Here is a 20,941-nt window from a genome sequence, read left to right on the forward strand (position 1 = left end):
CCCGGCGGGTGCGTCGGGGACCGTGTCCGGGGCGGGCCGGTCCCGTGGCTCAGGGGGAACCGGCGCGACCGTCTCCGGCCGGCTCCACCACTTCGGCCCTTCGGCCTTCCCCTCGTCCACGGTGCTCCCCTACGACGACCAGTCCTCCCTGGATTGAACCAGGAGTCGGCGCCGCCCGCAGCCGACCGCTCAGCGGGTCACGGGGAAGTGGCCGACCAGAGGGACGACCGAGTCGAACGGGACGGGCACGGCCGGCGAGGCCGTGGCGCCGCTCGACGATGCGGGCGAAGCGGAGGGACTCGCGGTCGCCCGCGGGGCCAGGGCGGGTGCCGGGGTGACCCCGGGGACCGCGGATGCGGTCGAGCCGGTGACCGACCCGTCGTCGCTGGACAGACCCAGCGGCCGGGTGACGGTGCCGGCGGGCACCCAGCCGTCCGCGTCGGCGCCGTACGGATGCATGCCGCGGGAGTCGGGGTGCAGCAGGTCGCTGGTGGCCGTGCTCCACACGTCGGCGGCCGCGCGGGCGGTCGCACCGCTGAACGGCGTCGCGGGGGCGCCCGGGCCGCTGCGGGAGAGCGGGGTGCCGCCGGCTCCGTCGACCGCGGCGTCCAGCGGCAGGGCGCCGCCGAGCGCGATGGCCGCCATGGAGACCGCGCCCGCCGCGGCGAAGGCGAAGCGGCGCCGGCCGCGGGCCGCTGCGGCGGACGAAGCGGGGCCGACGGGCGCGACCGCCGCGCCGGAGCGGCCGCCCTCGTGGATCCGGAAGCCGCGCGACGCGGACGCGGACAGGGGCAGCGAGAACTCCTCGCGCGCCTTCCCGAACAGACCGCCGCCGAGGCGCTCACCGCCGAGGCTGGCCGTCTCCATCAGTCCGCCGTCCCCGAAGGGCCCTCTTCCGCCGTCCCCGTCACCCCCGGGCAGCTCCTGGAGGCGGGCGAGCAGGCCTGCGGAGAGGGCGGGCGGCGCCGAGGCGGCGACCACGTCCTTCATCCGGCGCTGCTCGTCGGCAGCGGCCTTGCAGTCGGGGCAGGTCGCCAGGTGCGCGAGCACCCGGTCGCGGGCGTCGTCGTGCAGCTCGCCGTCGACGAAGGCGGCGAGATGGTCGCCCAAGTGCTGGTCGGCACACGTGAGATGCCGGCTGACACCGCTGCTCACGTGCTCCCGCCCTCCAGGGCCGGCCGGCCGGTGGCCAGGACGGGCGCGCGGCCCGGACGGGCGGCCGGCGCACGGTGCTCCAGCGCCTTGCGCAGGTGCGAACGACCGCGGTGGATACGGCTGCGCACGGTGCCCAGCTTCACGCCGAGCGTCGCGGCGATCTCCTCGTACGACAGGCCCTCGATGTCACAGAGCACGACGGCCGCGCGGAACTCCGGGGCGAGGGTGTCCAGCGCCTGCTGGATGTCCGCGTCGAAGTGGGTGTCGGCGAAGTGCTGCGCCGGGGACGGCTCGCGGCTCGGCAGCCGCTCCGCGGCGTCGTCGCCCAGGGCGTCGAAGCGGATGCGCTGACGGCGGCGGACCATGTCGAGGAAGAGGTTGGTGGTGATGCGGTGCAGCCAGCCCTCGAAGGTGCCGGGGGTGTACGTCGACAGCGAGCGGAAGACGCGGACGAAGACCTCCTGGGTGAGGTCCTCGGCGTCGTGCTGGTTGCCGGTGAGACGGTACGCCAGGCGGTAGACCCGGGCACTGTGCGTACTGACGATCTCCTCCCACGAAGGGGGGGTCCACGCCTGGTTGTCCCCGTCGGTGGCGAAGGTCGCGTTGGCGGCCACAGTCACGGACTCGTCGTTGCGCGGACGGTCGTCAGCTGTATCGGTCACGGATTTCGGCTCGCCGGCCGACCTGCGGAAGCGCGACAGCACTCCCCGGTGACCCGCCGCAGCCGCACCTCCCCTGTCGGCTCTGGTGGTGTCCAGTAGAGCCCCTACCATAGCCACCTCGCCCGTTAGCTCCGGATAAGTGCCGGGCGCATCGCTCCCGGCCCCTGACGTTCAGGTCCGTCGCAGGTACCAACGAGCGGTCCCATCTGCGGGTTCCCGACCGCAACGGATACAGTCGCCAGGCGGGCTGCAACCGTCAGGCGGACAGGAGAGGGCAATTACCGGCAACCGGCAGGCGAGCTGGGCGTTCGCGGACGCTTTCGTCGCCGAGGACGACGCGCTGATACGAGCCCGCGGGCGAGCTCGTGAGGCAGGCGTGCGCCCCGTCTCCCCCGGCACCGGCGCGGCACTGCGACTGCTGGCCGCCGCCACGGACGCCAAGGCGGTGGTGGAGATCGGCACCGGCACCGGGGTCTCCGGCATCCACCTGCTGCAGGGCATGCGCCCCGACGGCGTGCTGACCACCGTCGACACCGAACCCGACCGCCAGCAGCACGCCCGCACCGCCTACCGGGAGGCGGGGTTCGCGGGGAACCGCGCCCGCTTCATCCCCGGCCGGGCGCTGGACGTCCTCCCCCGGCTCGCCGACGGCGGCTACGACCTGGTGTTCTGCGACGGGGACCGGCTGGAGTACCCGGACTACCTGGGCGAATCGTTGCGCCTGCTGCGCCCCGGGGGGCTGGTCTGCTTCGAGGGGGCCTTCGCGCAGGGCCGGTCCATGGACGCCGCCCACTCCGAGCCGGAGGTCATCCGGCTGCGCGAACTGATGCGGACGGTACGGGACAACGCGGCCCTCGCCCCCGTCCTGCTGCCGACCGACGACGGCCTGCTCTGCGCGGTACGGCGCGGCTGACAATTTCCCCGCCCGGAATGCACCTGTTTCCGGAGCGGCGCGCAAACGGACAAACAAGTGGGCCCCCGGCGCATGCCGCCAGGGGCCCAAGGCTTGGATTGGCCGGTTGTCAGGCGATGGCCTTCTTCAAAGCCTCGCCGAGTGCATCCGCCTCGTCCGGAGTCAGCTCGACGACAAGCCGTCCGCCGCCCTCGAGCGGAACGCGCATGATGATGCTCCGCCCCTCCTTGGTCACCTCGAGCGGGCCATCACCCGTCCGCGGCTTCATGGCCGCCATGCTCGTTCCCCTTCCTGAAACCAGCTCTTCGCACGCGGTGGCCCAGGCGCCACCGGACTCGAACACATTGGTTCTCGGCCATTATCCCGCATCGGGTGACCTGATGACCAACATCGGTTCCCATCCGTTCGAGAACCCGGTCCCGCAAAACCGTCCATTTCGGTGATCGCACTCTCGGCCGCGTTTGATGGGGGTCACATGTCCGTGCCCGGCGATCTCCGGCATGCTGGCCCCGAACGTGAGCCGCGACGAAGGGGACCACATGGCCGACACCGTGCTGTACGAGGTGAGTGACGGGCTCGCCACCATCACCCTGAACCGCCCCGAGGCGATGAACTCGCTGAACGTGGAGACCAAGGTCGCCCTGCGGGACGCACTGGAGGCGGCGGGCGCCGACCCCGCGGTGCGGGCCGTGCTGCTGACCGCGAACGGCAAGGCCTTCTGCGTCGGCCAGGACCTCAAGGAGCACGTCGCGTTCCTCCAGCAGGAGGGCGGCGGGCCGGCCATGTCCACGGTGCGCGAGCACTACAACCCGATCGTCACCGCGATCGCCACCATGCCCAAGCCCGTCGTCGCCGGGGTCAACGGGGTCGCCGCGGGCGCGGGCGCCGGCTTCGCCTTCGCCTGCGACTACCGCGTGGTCGCCGACACCGCCGCCTTCAACACCTCCTTCGTCGGCGTCGCCCTGACCGCCGACTCCGGGGCCTCCTGGACGCTGCCCCGGCTGGTGGGCCGCAGCCGCGCCGCCGACCTGCTGCTCTTCCCGCGCACGATCAGCGCGCAGGAGGCCTTCGAGCTGGGCGTCGCCAACCGCCTGGTCCCGGCCGGCGAGCTGGCCGCCGAGGCCGCCTCGGTCGCCCGCACGCTCGCCGAGGGCCCGACGGTCGCCTACGCGGCGGTGAAGGCCTCCCTGGCGTACGGCGAGGGGCACTCGCTGGTCGACACCCTGGTCAGGGAGGACGAGCTGCAGACGGCCGCCGGCGCCTCCGAGGACCACCGGATCGCCGTCGACGCGTTCCTGAAGAAGGACAAGCCCCGCTTCCTCGGCCGCTGAGCCGCGGCAGGCGGGGCGGCCGGGACGGCCGGGACGCTCAGCGGCGGGCGCAGCAGTCGGCCAGGTGGTCGTCCACCAGGCCGCAGGCCTGCATCAGCGCGTAGGCCGTGGTGGGGCCGACGAAGCGGAAGCCGCGCTTCTTGAGGTCCTTGGCCAGCGCGGTGGACTCCGCCGTGACGGCCGGCACGTCCGCGACCGTGCGGGGTGCCGGGCGTCCGGCGGGGTCCGGCGCGTACGACCAGACCAGGGCGTCCAGACCGCCCTCGTGGGCCTCGCGCAGCGCCAGGGTGGCCTGCGCGTTGCCGATGGAGGCGTCGATCTTGGCGCGGTTGCGGATGATGCCGGTGTCGGCGAGGAGCCGCTCCCGGTCGTCGTCGGTGAAGGCGGCGACCGCCTCCGGGGAGAAGCCGGCGAAGGCCTTCCGGAAGCCCTCGCGGCGGCGCAGGATCGTGATCCAGGACAGGCCCGACTGGAAGGCCTCCAGGCACAGCCGCTCGAAGAGGGCCGCCTCGCCGTGCACCGGGCGCCCCCACTCGGCGTCGTGGTACTCGACGTAGTCGTCGGTGGACAGCCCCCACGGGCAGCGGGCCAGGCCGTCCGGCCCGGTGACCACGCCGCCGTCGCTCACAGCCCGCTCCCGGGGGCCCGCGGGTCCTCGGGGGCCCGCGGGGCCTCGTCGGCGTCCTTGAGCAGCGAGTGGCCGCCGAGCCGGGTGGCGTGGGCGCCGGCCAGCGCGGCCTCCAGGTCGGCGATGTGGGCGTCGCGCTGGGCCAGTTCCGCGCCGAGGCGCTCCAGCACGTCGTCGACGTCCACCATGCGGTAACCGCGCACGGTCACCGGCAGGCGCAGCCGCTCGACGTCCGCGCGGCCCACCGGCCGCTGCGGCGGCAGCCGGTCCTCCACCCGGTCCGGCTCCACGTCACGGAGCACCCCGCCGTCGCCGAGCACCGCGAGGGCGACCGCGGCGACCACCGCGACCAACGCGATGAGCATGAACCAGAACAAGACCTCTCCCGGGGTCGGCCCGACGTGTACGCCACGATCGTGCCACGTCGCGCCGTGCGCGCGGTGTGCGGTCGGCGACTATCTTCGATCGGCGTACGACATTTCGAGGGAGGCAGGCGCGACATGCTGCGGCTGGGCACACGGGAATTCGGCGAGCACGAGCCCGTGATCATGGCGATCGTGAACCGGACGCCGGACTCGTTCTACGACCAGGGCGCCACGTTCACCGACGCACCGGCCCTCGAACGCGTCGGGCGCGCGGTCGCGGAGGGTGCCGCGATCATCGACGTCGGCGGGGTGAAGGCGGGCCCCGGCGAGGAGGTCTCGGCGCAGGAGGAGATCCGCAGGACCGCCGGTTTCGTCGCCGAGGTGCGCCGGCGCCACCCCGACGTGGTGATCAGCGTCGACACCTGGCGCCACGAGGTCGGCGAGGCGGTCTGCGAGGCCGGCGCGGACCTGCTCAACGACGCCTGGGGCGGCGTCGACCCCCGGCTCGCCGAGGTCGCCGCGAAGCACGGCGTCGGCCTGGTCTGCACCCACGCGGGCGGCGCGCTGCCGCGCACCCGGCCGCACCGGGTCGGCTACGAGGACGTGATGGCCGACATCCTGAAGGTGACGGTGGGCCTCGCGGAGCGGGCGGCCGCGCTCGGGGTGCGGCGGGACGCCATCCTCATCGACCCCGGCCACGACTTCGGGAAGAACACCCGGCACTCGCTGGAGGCGACCCGGCGGCTGCCGGAGATGACGGCCACCGGCTGGCCGGTGCTGGTCTCGCTGTCCAACAAGGACTTCGTGGGCGAGACCCTGGACCGCCCCGTCAAGGAGCGGCTGATCGGCACCCTGGCGACGACCGCCGTCTCGGCGTGGCTCGGCGCCCGGGTGTACCGGGTGCACGAGGTCGCCGAGACCCGTCAGGTGCTGGACATGGTGGCCTCGATCGCGGGACACCGGCCCCCGGCGGTCGCCCGGCGGGGGCTGGCGTAGGGCCCGCGGTTCAGTCGCCGGTCTCCTTGGTCACCAGGGCGACCGCCTCGTCGACGTCGTCCGTGACGTGGAGGAGTTCCAGGTCGACCGGGGACGCCTTGCCGCCGTCCACGACGGTGTTGCGGACCCAGTCGACCAGGCCGCGCCAGTATGCGGAGCCGAACAGGACGATGGGGAACTGCGTGACCTTGCGGGTCTGGACCAGCGTGAGGGCCTCGAAGAGCTCGTCGAGGGTGCCGAAGCCGCCCGGCAGGACGATGAACCCGGAGGCGTACTTCACGAACATCGTCTTGCGGACGAAGAAGTAGCGGAAGTTCACGCCGATGTCGACGTAGGGGTTGAGCCCCTGCTCGAAGGGGAGCTCGATGCCCAGGCCCACCGAGACCCCGCCGGCCTCGCAGGCACCCCGGTTGGCCGCCTCCATGGCACCGGGGCCGCCGCCGGTGATGACGGCGAAGCCCGCCTCGGCCAGGGCGCGGCCGATGCGGACGCCGGTCTCGTAATCGGCCGAGCCCTCCGCCATACGGGCGGAACCGAAGACGCTGACCGCCCTGCCGAGTTCGGCGAGCGCGCCGAAGCCCTCGACGAACTCCGACTGGATGCGCATCACGCGCCACGGGTCGCCGTGCACCCAGTCCGAGGGTCCGCGGGTGTCCAGCAACCGCTGGTCTGTCGTGGACTTCTGCACCTGGCCCCGGCGCCGTACGACGGGACCGGTGTGGCGCTCGGGCCAGCCGCGCCCCGTGGGGCTGCTGCCCTCCGCCGCGGCTGTCTCGGCGGCGGACGCCTCCTCCGCGTCACTGTCCATGTCGCGCTCCTTTCGCTGCCGTCCGGTCAGGGTACGACCGCGTCCGCCGGGCGGATCAAGAACGCGCCGCTGAATTGCTCGTTACGACAGCCAGGCGCGCAGCTTCTCCTCCGCCTCCAGGACGGCGGCGACGGCGACGTGCTCCTCGCGGGTGTGGGCGAGCCGGGGGTCGCCGGGGCCGTAGTTCACGGCCGGGACGCCCAGCGCGGAGAAGCGGGCCACGTCGGTCCAGGCCTCCTTGGGCGCGGGCTCGGTGCCGATGGCCTCGACGAAGGCGGCCGCCGCCGGGTGCGACAGGCCCGGCAGGGCGCCGGGGGCGCTGTCGGTCAGCCGCACCTCGTACCCCTCGAAGACCTCGCGGACGTGGGCGAACGCCTCGGCCTCGGAACGGTCGGGGGCGAAGCGGAAGTTGACGATCACCGCGCAGGAGTCGGGGATCACGTTCCCGGCGTGACCGCCCTCGATCATGACGGCGTTGAGGCCCTCGCGGTAGGTGAGGCCGTCGACGACCGCCTGCCGCGGCTCGTAGGCGGCGAGCCGGGCCAGCACGGGCGCGGCCTTGTGGATGGCGTTCTCGCCCAGCCAGCTGCGCGCGGAGTGGGCGCGGCGGCCGGTGGTCTCCACCCGGAACCTCAAGGTGCCCTGGCAGCCGCCCTCGACCTTTGCGTCGGTGGGCTCCAGCAGGACGGCGAAGTCGCCGGCGAGCCACTGCGGGTGGTTCTCGGCGAGCCGCTTGAGGCCGTTGTGCTCCGCCGCGATCTCCTCGGCGTCGTAGAAGACGAAGGTCAGGTCGCGGTTGGGCTCGGTGAGGGTCGCGGCGAGCCGCAGCTGGACGGCGACCCCGGACTTCATGTCGGAGGTGCCGCAGCCCCACAGGACGCCGTCCTCGTCGAGGCGGGAGGGCACGTTCGCGGCGATCGGCACGGTGTCCAGATGACCGGCGAGTACGACGCGCTCGGCCCGGCCGAGCCGTGTGCGGGCGACGACGGCGTCCCCGTCCCGGTCCACCGTGAGGTGGGGCAGGGCGCGCAGGGCGCTCTCCACGGCGTCCGCCAGCGGCTTCTCGGCGAGGCTGACGGAGGGGATGTCGACGAGCTGCGCCGTCACGGCGGCGGCGTCCTGACTGAGATCGAGCACGGGCCGTTCCATGCCGCCGACCCTACCGGGGGCCTGACGGGGCCACCGGCACAGCGGGCTTCGGTACGGTGTGCGCGTGCCGAAGCCACCGTCGACCTCGACACCCGCCGCAAGCGCCCCCCGCAGGCGGGGGCGCGCAGCCCGTCTGATCACCGCAGGACTGGTCCTGCTGGGGGTCGCGGGCTACTCCGCGTACCACCTGGCCGGCCTCGGCGGCGGTCCGCGCCATCCGGCCTGCACGGTCACCACGCAGGCCGGCAGCCTGACCCTGGAGCCCCAGCAGGCGGCGAACGCCTCGACGATCGCCGCGGTGGCGACCTCGCGCGGGCTGCCGGAGCGGGCGGTGACGATAGCGCTGGCCACGTCCATGCAGGAGTCGGCGCTGCGCAATCTCGACCACGGGGACCGCGACTCGGTGGGCCTGTTCCAGCAGCGCCCTTCGCAGGGCTGGGGCACGGCCGCGCAGATCATGGACCCGGTCTACGCCTCCAACGAATTCTTCGACGGCCTGGTGAAGATCCACGGCTATTCCCGGCTGCCCCTCACGGTGGCCGCGCAGAAAGTGCAGAAGAGCGGCTTCCCGCAGGCGTACGCCAAGCACGAGGCGGACGCCGCGCTGCTGTCCGGCGCGCTGACCGGCCGGCACGCGGGGGCGCTCACCTGCGTCACCCCCCTGGCCGCGCGGGCGGTCTCCGGGGGCGACCCGGCGAAGGTGCGGGAGCGGCTGGTGCGGGAGTTCGGGGCCGACGTGGCGCCGCGCACCACCGAGACGCCCGCGGACCCGGACGGCGAGGCCGCGCGGGACGCCAAGAACGGTGCGCGGGGCGGGGGTCCGGCGCGGCGTACGGTGGCCGTGCCGTCGGCCCCGGCGGGGAACGAGGCGCGCGGCGACGAGGGCCGGCGGGGCTGGGAGCTGGCCCAGTGGGCGGTGGCGCACGCCCATGAACTGAAGGTGGAGAAGGTGTCCTTCGGGAACCGCGAGTGGTCGGCCAAGGCCTCCGACCGGGGCTGGACGGCATCGAATTCCGACGCCGCGCACGGGGCCGGGGGCGACGTCAGGATCACCGTCGCGCAATAGTGCGGGTATTCACCCCCAGGCGGGTGATTCATACGCCAAAACCATCAGATGCGAATCCCCTCGTTCGGGGGTGCGAAAAAAGCTCCTGATCAAGGGCTGTGACGTTTCCGCGGCACTTCCGGCTCCGTCCGAATTGCTCCGCTTTACCGCCCCGGGAATCCTTTCGCATTACCAATTCTTTACTCTTGGCGGCCGCAACCTTCGGCCCCCTTCACGCGGTAGTCACGACGTCCGCCCCGCGGACATGTCACGTCGAAACCGTCGTCTCTCCGTAAAAGGAGCACCATGTCTCTCCCCCTCGCGCGTCGGATCGCCCGGGCTGCCCTGCTGGTCGGCGCGGCCGCGGCTCCTCTCATCGGTGCCGGTGCCGCGTCCGCCGCCGCGCTGCCGCAGGTCGGCGACCTGGGTGGGCTGACCAACGTGGACAAGACCCCCGAGCTCACCGGCACCGTGAACGGCGTGGCCAAGCAGTCCGGCGCCGTGAAGACCGTGCAGGAGGCGCTGCCCGCGACGACCGACACCGTCAGCGACCTCGCCAAGGGCGCCCAGCCCGCCTTCAAGGGCGCCGCGACGCAGACCGCCAAGACCGTCGGCGGCACCGCCCAGGAGCTCGGGAAGACCGCCAAGGGCTCCGGGCTGCCGGGCGGCCTCCCCTCCACCGGCCGGCTGCCCCTCCAGGGGCTCCCCATCGGCGGCTGACCCCCCACAGCCGCACCGAAAGGGCCCGGGGAGCGGTGCTTCCCGGGCCCTTTGCGCCGGCGTCGTGGCCGCCCGCGGCTCAGGAGGACAGCCGGCGCACCGCCGCCGCCACCCGCTCGTCGGTGGCCGTGAAGGCGATCCGCACGTACCGCTCCCCCGCCGCGCCGTAGAAGTCGCCGGGCGCCACGAGGATGCCGTGCTTGGACAGGTCCGCGACGGTGTCCCAGCAGGACTCGTCACGCGTCGCCCACAGGTACAGGCTCGCCTCGCTGTGCTCGATGCGGAAGCCGGCCGCCTCGAAGGCCTCCCGCAGGGACGCCCGCCGCCGCGCGTAGCGCTCGCGCTGCCGGGCCACGTGGGCGTCGTCCCCGAGCGCCGCGACCGTGGCGGCCTGCACCGGGGCGGGCGTCATCATGCCGCCGTGCTTGCGGATCTGCAGCAGCTCGCCGAGCACGGCCGGGTCGCCCAGGAGGAACGCGGAGCGGTAGCCGGCCAGGTTGGAGCGCTTGGACAGCGAGTGGACGGCCACGATGCCCTCGTAGGAGCCGCCGCAGACGTCCGGGTGCAGGACCGAGACCGGGTCGGCGTCCCAGCCCAGCTCCAGGTAGCACTCGTCGCTGAACACCAGCACGCCGTGCTCGCGCGCCCAGGCGACGGCACGGGTCAGCTCGTCCTTGGACAGCACGCGACCGGTGGGGTTGGAGGGGCTGTTGAGCCACAGCAGCCGCAGCCCGGCCGGGTCGGGCTCGGTCGGTTCGTCGTAGACGACCGCCTCGGCGCCCGCCAGCCGCGCCCCGACCTCGTAGGTCGGGTAGGCCAGCCGCGGGTACGCCACCTTGTCGCCCGCGCCGAGACCCAGTTGGGTCGGCAGCCAGGCGACCAGTTCCTTGGAGCCGACGACCGGCAGCACGTGCGCGTCGGTCAGGCCGCCGGCGCCCAGCCGGCGGCCGGCCCAGCCGGTGATGGCGGCGCGCAGCTCGGGCGTCCCCCACACGGTCGGGTACCCGGGGCTGTCCGCGGCCCCGGCCAGGGCCCGCTGCACGACGTGCGGGACCGGGTCGACCGGGGTGCCGACCGACAGGTCGACGATGCCGCCGGGATGGGCGGCGGCCGTGGCCTTGTACGGTTCGAGCCGGTCCCAGGGGAAGACGGGGAGTCTGGACGAGACTGGCTGCGCCACGGCGGTGCTCACTTTCCGTTCCTCGCAGGCACGCGGCCTGCCACTACCTGAAACACGGCGGTCCCGTACGGCGGTGTGCCGTACGGGACCGCCCGCAACGGTCGGGTCACTCGCCCTGCGGCGGCAGGGCGGCGATGAAGGGGTGGTCGCGCTCGATCAGCCCGAGCTTGGAGGCACCACCGGGCGAGCCGAGCTCGTCGAAGAACTCGACGTTCGCCTTGTAGTAGTCCTTCCACTCCTCCGGGGTGTCGTCCTCGTAGAAGATGGCCTCCACCGGGCAGACCGGCTCACAGGCTCCGCAGTCGACGCATTCGTCCGGGTGGATGTACAAGGACCTCTGGCCCTCGTAGATGCAGTCGACCGGGCACTCCTCGATGCACGCCTTGTCCTTGACGTCGACACAAGGCTGCGCGATGACGTAGGTCACGCTGTCGTTCCTCCTCGGTAGGGCTGTCTCGCGCGGGAGCGCGGCGTCGTCGATGCCCGCCCCTAGTATCTCCGTTCTTGGGCAGCAGACGAACAGGAGGGGCGGTCATGAGCATGGATTTCACCGCCGGAGGCCGGCTCGAGGTACGCATAACCCCTTCTGACGTGGGCAAACGCGTTTCGGTTCGAAGGGTCGCGGAGATCGTCGAGGGGCGGCCGGTGTTCGCCGACGCCGTCGGGATTCTCACATCGTGGAACGAAGGGGTGCTTGTTGTCACCCGTCGGGACGGGGAGACCGTCCGCATCACGGAATCGTCCCTGGTCGCGGGCAAGATCGTGCCCGACGCACCGGCGCGCCGCGGTGCCCGTGCGCCCCGCGCGACGGCCAGGGAACTGCAGGAGTCGGCCTCCCGCTGCTGGCCCGCGCAGGAGGCCGCCCGGCTGGGCGCGTGGACGCTGCGGGCGGCGGGCGGCTTCACCCGGCGCGCGAACTCCGTGCTGCCGCTGGGCGATCCGGGTGTCCCGCTGACGGAGGCCGCCGCGCGGATCGCCCGCTGGTACGGCGACCGCGGCCTGCCGGCGTACGTGCAGGTCACCACCGGCGGCGAGGACTCCGACGAGACGCTGGCGCAGGCGCTGGGCGGCCTCGGCTGGACGGCGGAGGGCCACGCCCTGCTGCGCACGGCCGCCCTGGCGCCGATCGCGGACCTGCCCGGCACCGAGGCCGTACGCCTGTCCCGCGAGGCCGACGCGGCGTGGCTCGCCCGCTACCACCGCACGGGTGACCTCGGCGACGCGGCGCTGAAGGTGCTCACCGGCGGCCCCTCGGTGTGGTTCGCCACGGTGCCGGGGGACGGCGACCCCGCCGACGCCGGGCCCGCGGCGATCGGCCGCTGCGTCGTCGACGGCCGCTTCGCCTCCTTCGGCGCCGTCGAGGTGGCCCCCTCCCACCGGCGGCGCGGACTGGCCCTGGCCGTGATGGCCGCGCTCGCCCGCAAGGCCCTGGACGAGGGCGCCTCCGGCGCGTACCTGCAGGTCGAGACCGACAACGAGGGCGCGCGCGCCCTCTACGACCGGATGGGCTTCACCACCCACCACGCGTACCACTACCGGCGCGGCCCGCTGTCCGCGGAAGGGTGAGAACCCCGGTATGGACGACTCCACCAGGCAGCGCTTCGCCGAGGCCGCCCGCGAGGTGCGCCCCGACCTCGCGGACCTGTGCCTGCTCATCGGGGCCGAGGCCGACCCGTCCCTCGACGAGGCCGGGACGGACGCGGCGCAGATGGAACTCGACCGTCTGGCCGGGCTCCTGCCGTACGGTCTCACCGGCCCCGCCGAGTGGGCCGACGCCGCCGCCGAACTGCTCGCCGGCCGCTGCGGGTTCGGCGGCTCCCCGGCCGACTACCAGCGGCTGGAGTCCTCGCTGCTGCACGAGGTGCTGCAACGACGGCGCGGGCTGCCGATCCTGCTGTCGGTGGTCTGGATGGAGGTCGTCCGGCGCGCCAGCGGCCCGGTCCACGGCGTCGCCCTCCCCGGGCACTTCGTCGTGGGCTTCGGCGACCCCGCGGGCGTCTTCGTGCTGGCCGACCCCTTCAACGGCGGCCGGCGGCTCGGGGAGGAGGACGTGCGCCTGCTGGTGGCGGGCGCGACGGGGGCCGCGCCCTCCCCGGCGATGCTGGAGCCCGCGGATCCGCTGGACATCGTGCTGCGGGTGCTCAACAACATCCGCGCGTGGGCCTCGGCACGGCCGGAGCACCTGACGACGCAGCTGTGGGCGGTCGAACTGGCGCTGCTGCTGCCCCACCATCCGGCACGGCTGCGCCTCGAACACGCCCAGCTCCTGGTGCGGAAGGGGGACTTCGCGCGGGGCGCCGCGGAGATGGAGGCGTACGCGGACGTGCTCGCCGAGTCGGAGCCCTCCGCCGCGACGGCGATGCGGCGGCAGGCGCGGGCCGCCCGCGCGCTCCTCAACTGACCACCCGGGGAGGGATGCGGGCTCGCAGGCGGGTCGTGGGCAGGCGGTCCGCCGCGAGGCGGAACGGGTGGGCACAACCCACGACGGCGCCGCGCCTGTGCAGTGCCTCGGGTTTCTCCCCAGCCTGGCGGCTGGGAGAGGAACGACTTCCCGCACCCCGCACGGGAACTTCCCACCATCCCCCCGGGGCGGCGGGCGGCTAGAGCCAGCCGCGTTCGAGGGCGATGCGGACCGCTTCGGCGCGGTTGCGCGCGGCGGTCTTCTGGATCGCGGTGGAGAGGTAGTTGCGGACGGTCCCCTCGGAGAGGTGGAGGCGGCGGGCGATGTCCGCGTTGAGGGAACCGTCGGCCGCCGCGCGCAGGACGTCGCGCTCGCGCGGGGTGAGGGGGTCGGCCCCCTCCGAGAGCGCGGCGGCGGCGAGCGCGGGGTCGATCACCTTCTCCCCGCGCAGCACCCTGCGCACCGCCTCCGCGAGTTGCCCCGCGGGCGCGTCCTTGACCAGGAACGCGTCGGCGCCCGCCTCCATGGCCCGGCGCAGGTACCCGGGCCGGCCGAAGGTGGTGACGATGACGACGCGGACCCCGGGCAGTTCCGCCCGCACCACGGCGGCCGCGTCGAGGCCGGTCATCGCCCCGGGCATCTCGATGTCGAGGAGGGCGACCTGCGCCCCGGCGTCGCGGGCCGCCCCGACGACGTCCTCGCCGCGCGCGACCTGCGCGACCACCTCGATGTCCTCCTCAAGCCCCAGCAGCGCGGCCAGGGCCTCGCGCACCATCGACTGGTCCTCCGCCAGCAGCACCCGGATCATGGCCGTGAGCGTAGTCGGCCGGGACCACGGCGTGGAGGGTGAAGCCGCCGTCCGCGGCGGTCTCCAGGCGGCCACCGGCGAGCAGCAGGCGCTCCTCCAGGCCGGTCAGGCCGTTGCCGCGTCGTGAGCCGCCGGGGCCCGGGCCGCGGCCGTCGTCGGCGACGGTGAGCGCCACCGTGCCGTCGTCCTCGGCGACGGTCACCACGCAGCGGGAGGCGCCGCTGTGCCGTACGACGTTGGTGACGGCCTCGCGCAGGGCCCAGGCCAGCGCACCCTCGGCCTCCGGGGTGAGCGGGGCGGCCACGGTGGCGGGCAGCTCGGCGCGGACACCGGCGGCCTGCAGGGCCTCGCGGGCGCCGGCGAGCTCGGCGGCGAGGGTGGGCCTGCGGTAGCCGCTGACGGCCTCCCTGACGTCCACGAGGGCCTGCCGGCTGACCCGCTCGATGTCGGCGACCTGCGCGGCGGCGTCCTCGGGGCGGCCGGGCAGCATGCGTCCGGCCAGTTCGCTCTTGAGGGTGATCAGCGACAGCGAGTGGCCGAGCAGGTCGTGCAGGTCGCGGGCGAGCCGCAGGCGTTCCTCCGTGGCGGCCAGCTGGGCCACCGCCGCCCGGGCCTCGCGCAGTTCGCGGGTGGTGCGCACCAGCTGGCGCACCCCGGTCATGGCGTAGCCGCCGAGCAGGCACGGCACGAGCAGCGAGACCACCGTGGCCTCGTTCGCCCCGGTGAGCCCGGCGACGGCCGCGAGCACCGCGGTCACCAGCGGGATCGCCCAGCGCGCCTGCCGGCCGGGCAGCACCGCCCCGCAGCCGACGGCCAGGTAGACGAACAGCACGAGGAAGGCGTCGCCCAGGGTGAACGTCATCAGCAGGCCCAGCCCGCCGAGCAGCAGGAGCTGCCCGTACACCCAGCGCGGCTGGTGTTCCGCGTTGGTCCGCAGGAAGACGATGCCCAGGTAGGCGGCGACGAAGGCGGCGAGCCCGAGCCAGCCGAGCACGGTCGCGGTGAGGCCGTGCCCGCCCTCGGCGAGGTCGCTGACCGGGGCGCCCAGGTAGAGCATCCACATGGCCACCCAGACCAGCTTGACCACGGCCTGACGGCGGTTCTCCGGGGCCCGGCCGATGGCCGGGGCGTCCCGGGGCTCGGCGGCCTCCCGCTGCTGTGGCGTTCCGGCGGCCACGATCGTTCTCCTCTCAGGCCTTCGCGGTGTCCTTGCGGTACATCCAAGCGGCTGTCCCGGCGAAGACCAGCCCGTAGACCACCAGTACGGCGATGTCCCGGGCGTGCGGGGCCTGGCCGAGTTCGACGGCCTGGCCGAGCGCCGCGTACGGCCGGGCGGGCAGCAGGTTCGCGATGTCGCGCAGCCAGCCGGGGAAGGAGCTGAAGGGCATCCACAGGCCGCCGAGCAGCGCGAGCCCGAAGTAGGTGATCATCGCGATGGGGCGGGCGGTCTCCGCCGAGGCGACGTAGCCGATGGCCACGCCGAGCGCGGCGAAGACGAAGCTCCCCGCCCAGCTGGTGAGCAGCACCCCGGCCCACTGCCAGGCGGCCATCCGCACGCCCTTCACGGCGCCGCCGGCGAGCAGCACGAGCACGATCGAGGGCAGGCTGACCGTGGCGGCCGCGGCGATCTTCGCCAGGACGTAGCCGCGCCCGGGCAGCGCGGTGAGCCGCAGCTGGCGCACCCAGCCCTTGTCGCGCTCCCGGGCGATCCGCTCGGAGTTGCCCATGAGCACGGCGGTCATGGCGCCGAAGGCGCACATCGCGACCATGTAGTACGGCACCGTCGCGGCCTTCTGGCCCGCTGTGAGGATCATGAAGAGCAGCACCGGGTACAGCACCGAGAAGAACATGAACCTGCGGTTGCGCAGGACGCGCAGGATCTCCAGCCGGGCCAGCGTCCTCATCGCGCCGCCACCTCCTCCTTGGACTCCTCGGACTCCTTGGACGGCTCCGTGATGGCCAGGAAGGCCTGCTCCAGGCCGAGCCCGGCGACCTCCAGGTGCCGGGGGTAGAGCCCGGCCGCGTAGACCGCGTGCACCGTCGCGTCGGCGTCCGTGGAGCGGATGCGCACCGTGCGCCCGGTGACCTCCACGTCCGTGACCCGCGGCAGGGCCCGCAGGGCGGGCTCGTCGGGCGGGGTGTCCAGGTCGAAGACGATACGCCGGACCCCGGCCCGCGCCTTGATCTCGGCGGCGGTGCCGTCGGCCACCAGCCGGCCGCCCTGCAGGACGAGCACCCGGTCGGCGACGGCGTCCGCCTCCTCCAGGTAGTGGGTGGCGAAGAGCACCGTGCGGCCCTGCTTCACCTGGCCGCGCATGGCCTCCCAGAAGGCCTGCCGGGCGGAGACGTCCATGCCGGTGGTCGGCTCGTCGAGGACCAGCAGGTCGCTCGCGCCCGCCGTGGCCAGGGCGAAGCGCACGCGCTGCTCCTGGCCGCCGGAGAGCTTGTCGACCTTGCGGTCGGCGATGGATTCCAGCCCGGCGGCCGCCATCACCTCGGCGACGGGGTGGGCCCGCGGGTGCAGGTCGCAGGCGAGCCGTACCAACTCGCGCACGGTGACCTCCTCCATGAGGCCGCCGCTCTGCAGCACGGCCCCGACCCGGCCCTCGGTGATCGCCCGGCGCGGGGTGGTCCCGAAGACCTCGACGGTGCCGGAGTCGGGCGTGCGCAGCCCCAGCAGCAGGTCCAGCGCGGTCGACTTGCCGGCGCCGTTGGGGCCCAGCAGGGCGACGGTCTCACCCGGGTGGAGGGTCAGGCTCAGGTCGTCGACGGCCCGGACCTGACCGAAGCTCTTGCTCACGTGCGTGAACACTGTTGCGGTCATGGCAGCAGCGTCGCCGACGGCACGGTCCGGGCGGCAGTGTCGGGCGTCCTGTTGCGCGGATGACAGATGTCATGGGTGTGGCCCCGGTACGGGTACCGGGGCCACACCCTTCACGCGTGGATCGGGCGACCGGGGGTCAGGACGTGCCCTCGATGGTCACCGTCTTCTTGGCGGTGTCGGTGGTCTGCAGCGCGGGCAGCATCGCGGAGGCGACGTCCTCCGGGGTGACGGCGGTCTTGCTGCCGTCACCACGCTCGACCAGGACACCGTCGAAGGCGCCGCCGTACAGGCCCTTGAGCACCTTGCGGTCGATGTACGGCGTCAGGTTGCCGTCCTGGTCCGGCACCATCGTGAGGATCTTCGACAGCGAGTTCTGCGGGCTGAACGGGAGGGGTGCCCCGGCGCCCGCACGGACCATGACGAACCCGGACATGGCCGTCTTCCCGAAGCCGTTGACGGCCTTGTCGAGCGCCTCCTGGGTCACCTTGGGCTGGACGGTGGTGACCTTCAGGCTGACCGCGTCGGCCTTGCCGGTGGCGACCTGCGTGGCGTAGGCGGCGGTGACGGTGTCGATCGAGGCGGCCACGTCCACGCCTTCGTGGGGCTTGCCGGGGACGGCGACGGCCTTGCCCTTCACGAACTTGACCATGCCCTCGGAACCCGAGCCGCCGAGACCCCGGGAGAGCTTCTCCAACTGGGCGCGGAGCTTCTCGCTGTCCGTGGTCAGCACGGGCTCGGCCGCGCGCGAGCCGCCGAACAGCGAGCCGATGACGGTGACCGGGTTGTAGTCGCGATGCGCCACGTTGCGGACGGTCGCGTCGGTGTCGAGGACGAGACCGGCGGCCGCGGGCTTCAGCGACGTGCGCTGGTCGCCGACGGTGACGGTGATCGGCGCGTTCTTCCGGGAGCCGAGCGCCTGGTCGAGGACCGCGACGGCCTGGTCCTTGGTCTTGCCGCCGATCCCGACGCCGTAGACGGTCGTACCGGCCGGGACGTCGGAGTGGTCCATCAGCAGTCCCGCGCCGTAGGCGATGCCCAGCACGCCCAGCACCCCGACGCCCGCCAGTATGAGCTTGGAGCGGCCCTTGGCCTCGGGCTGCGCCGCACTCTGACGGGCGGCGGGCGGGGCGGGCCGGTTGGCGGACGGTCCCGCGGGGGGAACCGCCGGGATGCCGCTGACGACGGTGTCGCCGGACATCCGGTCGGCCGCGGAGGACGGGAACGGCGTGGGGAACGGTGGCCGGCCGGCGGCGGGGCCCGCCGGGGGCACCCGCATCTCCCCGGTGACCGGGCCCGTGGTGGGGCCGGCCGGCGGCTGCTGCCCCGGGAAGGGCACGCCTGCTCCGGGACCGGCGGGCGCCGCGCCGGGGCCGCCGGGGAACGGGCGTGGTGCCGGCGCGGGACGTCCGGGACCCGCGGGGCCCCCAGGGCCGCCGGGACCGCCGGGACCGCCGGGACCGCCGGGACCGCCCGGGCCGCCCGGCATCACGGGGCCACCGGGACCCGCGGGGCCACCGGGGCCACCCGGCGCCACCGGACCCCCGGGACCGGCCGGGCCGACCGCGCCGTCGTTCAGGTACGGGATGCCACCGCGTCGCGGGCCGCCGGGGGCGGCGCCAGGTCCGGGGACCGGTCCGCGCTCCATGGGGCCGGGCTGGGCCGGGATGTCGCCGAGCTGCATCGGCTGGGTGACCTCGGGAGCGGAGAACCCCTGCATCGGCTCGGGACCGGGCGCCGGGCCCGGCCCCTGGCCGGCCTCGGGCCTGGGGGCGGCCTTCCGCGGCGCGAACCAGTCGCTGGCCGGCTTCTCGCCCCTCGGCGCCGGAGCCGGCTCCGCGGCGGGTTCCGGCGCGGGCGCCGGAACGCCCTGACCGGCCCCGGTACCGCCGCCGGCGGTCCAGCCCGTGGACAGCGGGGTCGACTCGGTCTCGGGGGCGGCCGGGGCGGACCCGGCGGGCGCCCCGCCCTCCGCGCCGCCCTCGACGGGCGTGCGGACGACGACCGGCGGGATCGGCCGGGACCCGGGGATGTTGATGCGCACCCGGGTGGTCAGCGTGGTCTCGGTCTTGGTCTCCTCCGCGGCGGGAGCCGCAGCGGGCTCCCCGGTCGCGGCCCCGTCGCGCGGGTCCTCCTGCGGATGCAGCGACGGAAACGGTCGGGTTCCGTACGGCGGGGTACCCGACGGGTACGCGGCTCCGCCCCGGCCCTGGGGGCCGGGGGACGGACGATCAGTTTCACGACTCAAAGCAGGCTCTCCCGGTTCGCTTCGCCACCCGTCACGGCCTTTCCGCGGGCGGCCCGGCGGCGCGCACCACCATACTGGGCGCCGCGTCGGAGCCGCCTGCCCGCCGGATGGAGACCGCCCTGATCAAAGGGGTTTATGTGACGTCAACCGCCAAAACGGGCGACGCTCGCTCCGTAACGGACGCAACGTGGCGCCTATGGTGCCTCAAGTGATCCACCGGCGGGAGGACGGGGTTGCACAAGCGTGGCCGACATCACGCCGGCCATCGCTCCGCCCAACAGGTAGACGTACGGACTGATTCCGTTGGCGAACAGGAAATCACCCTCCGGGCGGGCGGAGCTCAGCAGCATCACGGTGATCAGCCACACCGCCGCCGGCACCACGGCGCCCAGCCGCGTGCCGGTCAGCCGGGCGCCGCCGTGGAAGAGCGCCGCGCTCCCGGCGAGCGCGAGCAGCAACCCGCCCGGGAACCAGGCGGCCTGGACCAGCGACCCCGCGACGGCGACCAGCACGCCCAGGACCACGAGCAACGGGTAGGCGGCGCGCCTCATGCCCCGGTCCCCGCGAACAGATCGTCCTCCAGGCTCCCGGCCGGCACGGGCACGCCCTTGACCAGACGGTAGAACTCGGCGCCGAACAAGGGCTGTCCGAGGTCGTTGGAGAGCGCGAAGAACGGGCCGTCCACCGCGATCTGGGTGACGTGGGCCTTCATCGCCGCGGCCTTCTGCCCGGCGTAGCGGGCCTCCACGTCGATGGCGGCGGTCACCAGGGCGTCGTCCACCACGCCCGGGACGTCGTCGGCGGTCGCGATGCCCTCGAAGGGGATCTGCCGGCCGGCCCCGCGCAGCCGGGCGAAGCCCTCCTCGACCACGCGGCGCGGGATGCAGTTCCAGTAGATCTTGGCGATGGAGTGCGGGCCGCCGAGGTCACGCCGGTAGGCCGGTTCCGCGGCCAGTTCCGCGGCGCGCATGGAGACCCGGTGCGCCTTGATGTGGTCGGGGTGGCCGTAGCCGCCGTCGGGGTCGTAGGTGACCAGCACCTGCGGACGGACCTCGCGGATCACCTCCACGAGGTACGAGGACGCGAGGTCGAGGTCCGCCCGCCAGAAGCTCTCCGGCCGGTCGTTCTGCGGCACGCCCATCATCCCGGAGTCCCGGAAGCGGCCGGCGCCGCCCAGGAAGCGGTGGTCGGTGACGCCGAGCTGCGCCATGGCGTCGGCGAGTTCGCCGGTCCGGTGCGCGCCGAGGGTGTCGTCGCGGTCGGGGGCCAGGTGCGCCAGCTCGGGCGGGATGACCTCGCCCTCCTCGCCGAGGGTGCACGTCACCAGCGTGACGAGCGCGCCCTCGGCGGCGTACTTGGCCATGGTGGCGCCGTTGTTGATCGACTCGTCGTCGGGATGCGCGTGGACGAGCAGCAGTCGGCGGGCGGGCGGTGCGGTCATGAGGAGAGCCTAGGGCAGGCCCCGCGGCTCACCAGGGGGAAGCCACGGGCTCAGAACTTGAAGTCGCCGATCATGCCCGCGACGTTGCTGGTGAGGTCCCGGATCGTCGGCGCGATGGAGGAACTCGCCAGGTAGAACCCGAGCAGTACGCAGACCACCGCGTGCCCCGCCTTCAAACCGGCTTTCCTGACCAGCAGGAAGACGACGATCAGCAGCAGCAGCACCGCCGAAATCGAAAGTGCCACAGCGGCACACCTCCAGGGCCTCAGA

The 20,941-nt window shown here is 73.9% G+C and carries 24 protein-coding genes; 7 read left to right on the top strand and 17 right to left on the bottom strand.

Annotation, left to right across the window (positions count from 1 at the left end; genetic code table 11):
- Positions 1-189 precede the first annotated feature (189 nt).
- Together PV350_RS25305 and sigE are read right to left on the bottom strand one after the other, a co-directional pair.
- Complete coding sequence (locus tag PV350_RS25305; RefSeq protein WP_500336262.1) at positions 190-1,155, bottom strand: anti-sigma factor family protein; 966 nt, start codon at positions 1,153-1,155, stop codon at positions 190-192.
- A complete protein-coding gene (gene sigE / locus PV350_RS25310; protein ID WP_499513787.1) occupies positions 1,152-1,928 on the bottom strand; it encodes an RNA polymerase sigma factor SigE in 777 nt (258 codons plus the stop codon). Before sigE ends, PV350_RS25305 begins: the two co-directional genes overlap by 4 nt.
- Before the next feature lie 136 nt (positions 1,929-2,064).
- Between sigE and PV350_RS25315 the strand changes: the two genes are divergently transcribed.
- Positions 2,065-2,730, top strand: coding sequence for an O-methyltransferase (locus PV350_RS25315; RefSeq protein ID WP_499516934.1), 666 nt, complete (start codon positions 2,065-2,067; stop codon positions 2,728-2,730).
- A 109-nt stretch (positions 2,731-2,839) separates the two neighbouring features.
- Here the strand turns inward: PV350_RS25315 and PV350_RS25320 are convergent, their stop codons facing one another.
- Entirely contained in the window at positions 2,840-3,007 is a 168-nt protein-coding gene (locus PV350_RS25320) for a DUF3117 domain-containing protein (RefSeq protein WP_018561471.1), read from the bottom strand.
- Positions 3,008-3,269: 262 nt separating this feature from the next.
- On the opposite strand from PV350_RS25320, the gene chcB reads away from it, so the two are divergent.
- On the top strand, positions 3,270-4,061 hold the full coding sequence (chcB, locus tag PV350_RS25325; RefSeq protein ID WP_499516933.1) for a 2-cyclohexenylcarbonyl CoA isomerase: 792 nt from the start codon (positions 3,270-3,272) through the stop codon (positions 4,059-4,061).
- A gap of 37 nt (positions 4,062-4,098) precedes the next feature.
- Here the strand turns inward: chcB and PV350_RS25330 are convergent, their stop codons facing one another.
- Together PV350_RS25330 and PV350_RS25335 are read right to left on the bottom strand one after the other, a co-directional pair.
- Entirely contained in the window at positions 4,099-4,689 is a 591-nt protein-coding gene (locus PV350_RS25330; RefSeq protein WP_500336263.1) for a DNA-3-methyladenine glycosylase I, read from the bottom strand.
- Complete coding sequence (locus PV350_RS25335; protein ID WP_499513785.1) at positions 4,686-5,066, bottom strand: cell division protein DivIVA; 381 nt, start codon at positions 5,064-5,066, stop codon at positions 4,686-4,688. The genes PV350_RS25330 and PV350_RS25335 overlap by 4 nt, the downstream gene beginning before the upstream one ends.
- A 123-nt stretch (positions 5,067-5,189) precedes the next feature.
- Here PV350_RS25335 and folP point away from each other — a divergent pair, with 123 nt between their 5' ends.
- Positions 5,190-6,050 carry a dihydropteroate synthase gene (gene folP / locus PV350_RS25340; RefSeq protein WP_499513784.1) on the top strand — a complete coding sequence of 287 codons (861 nt, stop codon included), beginning with the start codon at positions 5,190-5,192 and terminating at the stop codon, positions 6,048-6,050.
- 10 nt (positions 6,051-6,060) lie between these two features.
- Here folP and PV350_RS25345 read toward each other — a convergent pair whose 3' ends face one another.
- Positions 6,061-6,858, bottom strand: coding sequence for an LOG family protein (locus PV350_RS25345; protein ID WP_499513783.1), 798 nt, complete (start codon positions 6,856-6,858; stop codon positions 6,061-6,063).
- 81 nt (positions 6,859-6,939) lie between these two features.
- Entirely contained in the window at positions 6,940-8,007 is a 1,068-nt protein-coding gene (gene dapE, locus PV350_RS25350; RefSeq protein WP_499513782.1) for a succinyl-diaminopimelate desuccinylase, read from the bottom strand.
- A gap of 64 nt (positions 8,008-8,071) precedes the next feature.
- On the opposite strand from dapE, the gene PV350_RS25355 reads away from it, so the two are divergent.
- Entirely contained in the window at positions 8,072-9,073 is a 1,002-nt protein-coding gene (locus PV350_RS25355) for a VldE C-terminal domain-containing protein (protein ID WP_499513781.1), read from the top strand.
- Positions 9,074-9,358: 285 nt separating this feature from the next.
- The gene (locus PV350_RS25360) at positions 9,359-9,772 is read left to right on the top strand and encodes an ATP-binding protein (RefSeq protein WP_499513780.1); all 414 of its coding nucleotides are present in this window, start codon (positions 9,359-9,361) and stop codon (positions 9,770-9,772) included.
- A gap of 79 nt (positions 9,773-9,851) precedes the next feature.
- On the opposite strand, the gene dapC is transcribed toward PV350_RS25360, so the two are convergent.
- A complete protein-coding gene (gene dapC / locus PV350_RS25365; RefSeq protein ID WP_499513779.1) occupies positions 9,852-10,964 on the bottom strand; it encodes a succinyldiaminopimelate transaminase in 1,113 nt (370 codons plus the stop codon).
- Positions 10,965-11,058: 94 nt separating this feature from the next.
- Positions 11,059-11,379: a ferredoxin gene (fdxA, locus tag PV350_RS25370; protein ID WP_018561461.1), complete on the bottom strand. Its 321-nt coding sequence runs from the start codon at positions 11,377-11,379 to the stop codon at positions 11,059-11,061.
- Positions 11,380-11,492: 113 nt separating this feature from the next.
- On the opposite strand from fdxA, the gene PV350_RS25375 reads away from it, so the two are divergent.
- Together PV350_RS25375 and PV350_RS25380 are read left to right on the top strand one after the other, a co-directional pair.
- Positions 11,493-12,518, top strand: a complete 1,026-nt coding sequence (locus PV350_RS25375; RefSeq protein ID WP_499516932.1) for a GNAT family N-acetyltransferase — start codon at positions 11,493-11,495, stop codon at positions 12,516-12,518.
- Between the two features lie 10 nt (positions 12,519-12,528).
- Positions 12,529-13,353 carry a transglutaminase-like and tetratricopeptide repeat-containing protein gene (locus tag PV350_RS25380; protein WP_500336266.1) on the top strand — a complete coding sequence of 275 codons (825 nt, stop codon included), beginning with the start codon at positions 12,529-12,531 and terminating at the stop codon, positions 13,351-13,353.
- A gap of 199 nt (positions 13,354-13,552) precedes the next feature.
- On the opposite strand, the gene PV350_RS25385 is transcribed toward PV350_RS25380, so the two are convergent.
- The 8 genes from PV350_RS25385 to PV350_RS25420 all read right to left on the bottom strand — a co-directional run bounded on the left by PV350_RS25385 (position 13,553) and on the right by PV350_RS25420 (position 20,916).
- Entirely contained in the window at positions 13,553-14,161 is a 609-nt protein-coding gene (locus PV350_RS25385; RefSeq protein ID WP_499513777.1) for a response regulator, read from the bottom strand.
- On the bottom strand, positions 14,091-15,338 hold the full coding sequence (locus PV350_RS25390) for a sensor histidine kinase (protein ID WP_499513776.1): 1,248 nt from the start codon (positions 15,336-15,338) through the stop codon (positions 14,091-14,093). Before PV350_RS25390 ends, PV350_RS25385 begins: the two co-directional genes overlap by 71 nt.
- 13 nt (positions 15,339-15,351) lie before the next feature.
- Positions 15,352-16,065 (bottom strand): ABC transporter permease, encoded by a 714-nt coding sequence (locus tag PV350_RS25395; RefSeq protein ID WP_500336269.1) that lies wholly within the window; start codon positions 16,063-16,065, stop codon positions 15,352-15,354.
- A complete protein-coding gene (locus PV350_RS25400) occupies positions 16,062-16,985 on the bottom strand; it encodes an ABC transporter ATP-binding protein (RefSeq protein WP_500336270.1) in 924 nt (307 codons plus the stop codon). The genes PV350_RS25395 and PV350_RS25400 overlap by 4 nt, the downstream gene beginning before the upstream one ends.
- A gap of 136 nt (positions 16,986-17,121) precedes the next feature.
- Positions 17,122-19,230, bottom strand: coding sequence for a VanW family protein (locus PV350_RS25405; protein WP_500336272.1), 2,109 nt, complete (start codon positions 19,228-19,230; stop codon positions 17,122-17,124).
- Between the two features lie 194 nt (positions 19,231-19,424).
- Complete coding sequence (locus tag PV350_RS25410; protein ID WP_499513773.1) at positions 19,425-19,781, bottom strand: DUF6113 family protein; 357 nt, start codon at positions 19,779-19,781, stop codon at positions 19,425-19,427.
- On the bottom strand, positions 19,778-20,671 hold the full coding sequence (gene mshB, locus PV350_RS25415; protein ID WP_499513772.1) for an N-acetyl-1-D-myo-inositol-2-amino-2-deoxy-alpha-D-glucopyranoside deacetylase: 894 nt from the start codon (positions 20,669-20,671) through the stop codon (positions 19,778-19,780). The genes PV350_RS25410 and mshB overlap by 4 nt, the downstream gene beginning before the upstream one ends.
- Positions 20,672-20,721: 50 nt before the next feature.
- The gene (locus PV350_RS25420; RefSeq protein ID WP_026251431.1) at positions 20,722-20,916 is read right to left on the bottom strand and encodes a hypothetical protein; all 195 of its coding nucleotides are present in this window, start codon (positions 20,914-20,916) and stop codon (positions 20,722-20,724) included.
- Positions 20,917-20,941 lie beyond the last annotated feature (25 nt).

The sequence above is a fragment of the Streptomyces sp. PA03-6a genome, from assembly GCF_033792765.1.
GTDB lineage: Bacteria > Actinomycetota > Actinomycetes > Streptomycetales > Streptomycetaceae > Actinacidiphila.

Excerpts from the sequence above, each read along its gene's own strand:
- chcB (WP_499516933.1), top strand. The coding sequence starts at position 3,270 with ATGGCCGACACCGTGCTGTACGAGGTGAGTGACGGGCTCGCCACCATC.
- PV350_RS25395 (WP_500336269.1), bottom strand. The coding sequence starts at position 16,065 with ATGAGGACGCTGGCCCGGCTGGAGATCCTGCGCGTCCTGCGCAACCGC.
- mshB (WP_499513772.1), bottom strand. The coding sequence starts at position 20,671 with ATGACCGCACCGCCCGCCCGCCGACTGCTGCTCGTCCACGCGCATCCC.
- PV350_RS25400 (WP_500336270.1), bottom strand. The coding sequence starts at position 16,985 with ATGACCGCAACAGTGTTCACGCACGTGAGCAAGAGCTTCGGTCAGGTC.
- PV350_RS25380 (WP_500336266.1), top strand. The coding sequence starts at position 12,529 with ATGGACGACTCCACCAGGCAGCGCTTCGCCGAGGCCGCCCGCGAGGTG.
- folP (WP_499513784.1), top strand. The coding sequence starts at position 5,190 with ATGCTGCGGCTGGGCACACGGGAATTCGGCGAGCACGAGCCCGTGATC.
- sigE (WP_499513787.1), bottom strand. The coding sequence starts at position 1,928 with ATGGTAGGGGCTCTACTGGACACCACCAGAGCCGACAGGGGAGGTGCG.
- PV350_RS25320 (WP_018561471.1), bottom strand. The coding sequence starts at position 3,007 with ATGGCGGCCATGAAGCCGCGGACGGGTGATGGCCCGCTCGAGGTGACC.
- PV350_RS25410 (WP_499513773.1), bottom strand. The coding sequence starts at position 19,781 with ATGAGGCGCGCCGCCTACCCGTTGCTCGTGGTCCTGGGCGTGCTGGTC.
- PV350_RS25360 (WP_499513780.1), top strand. The coding sequence starts at position 9,359 with ATGTCTCTCCCCCTCGCGCGTCGGATCGCCCGGGCTGCCCTGCTGGTC.
- dapE (WP_499513782.1), bottom strand. The coding sequence starts at position 8,007 with ATGGAACGGCCCGTGCTCGATCTCAGTCAGGACGCCGCCGCCGTGACG.
- PV350_RS25385 (WP_499513777.1), bottom strand. The coding sequence starts at position 14,161 with ATGATCCGGGTGCTGCTGGCGGAGGACCAGTCGATGGTGCGCGAGGCC.
- PV350_RS25375 (WP_499516932.1), top strand. The coding sequence starts at position 11,493 with ATGGATTTCACCGCCGGAGGCCGGCTCGAGGTACGCATAACCCCTTCT.
- PV350_RS25345 (WP_499513783.1), bottom strand. The coding sequence starts at position 6,858 with ATGGACAGTGACGCGGAGGAGGCGTCCGCCGCCGAGACAGCCGCGGCG.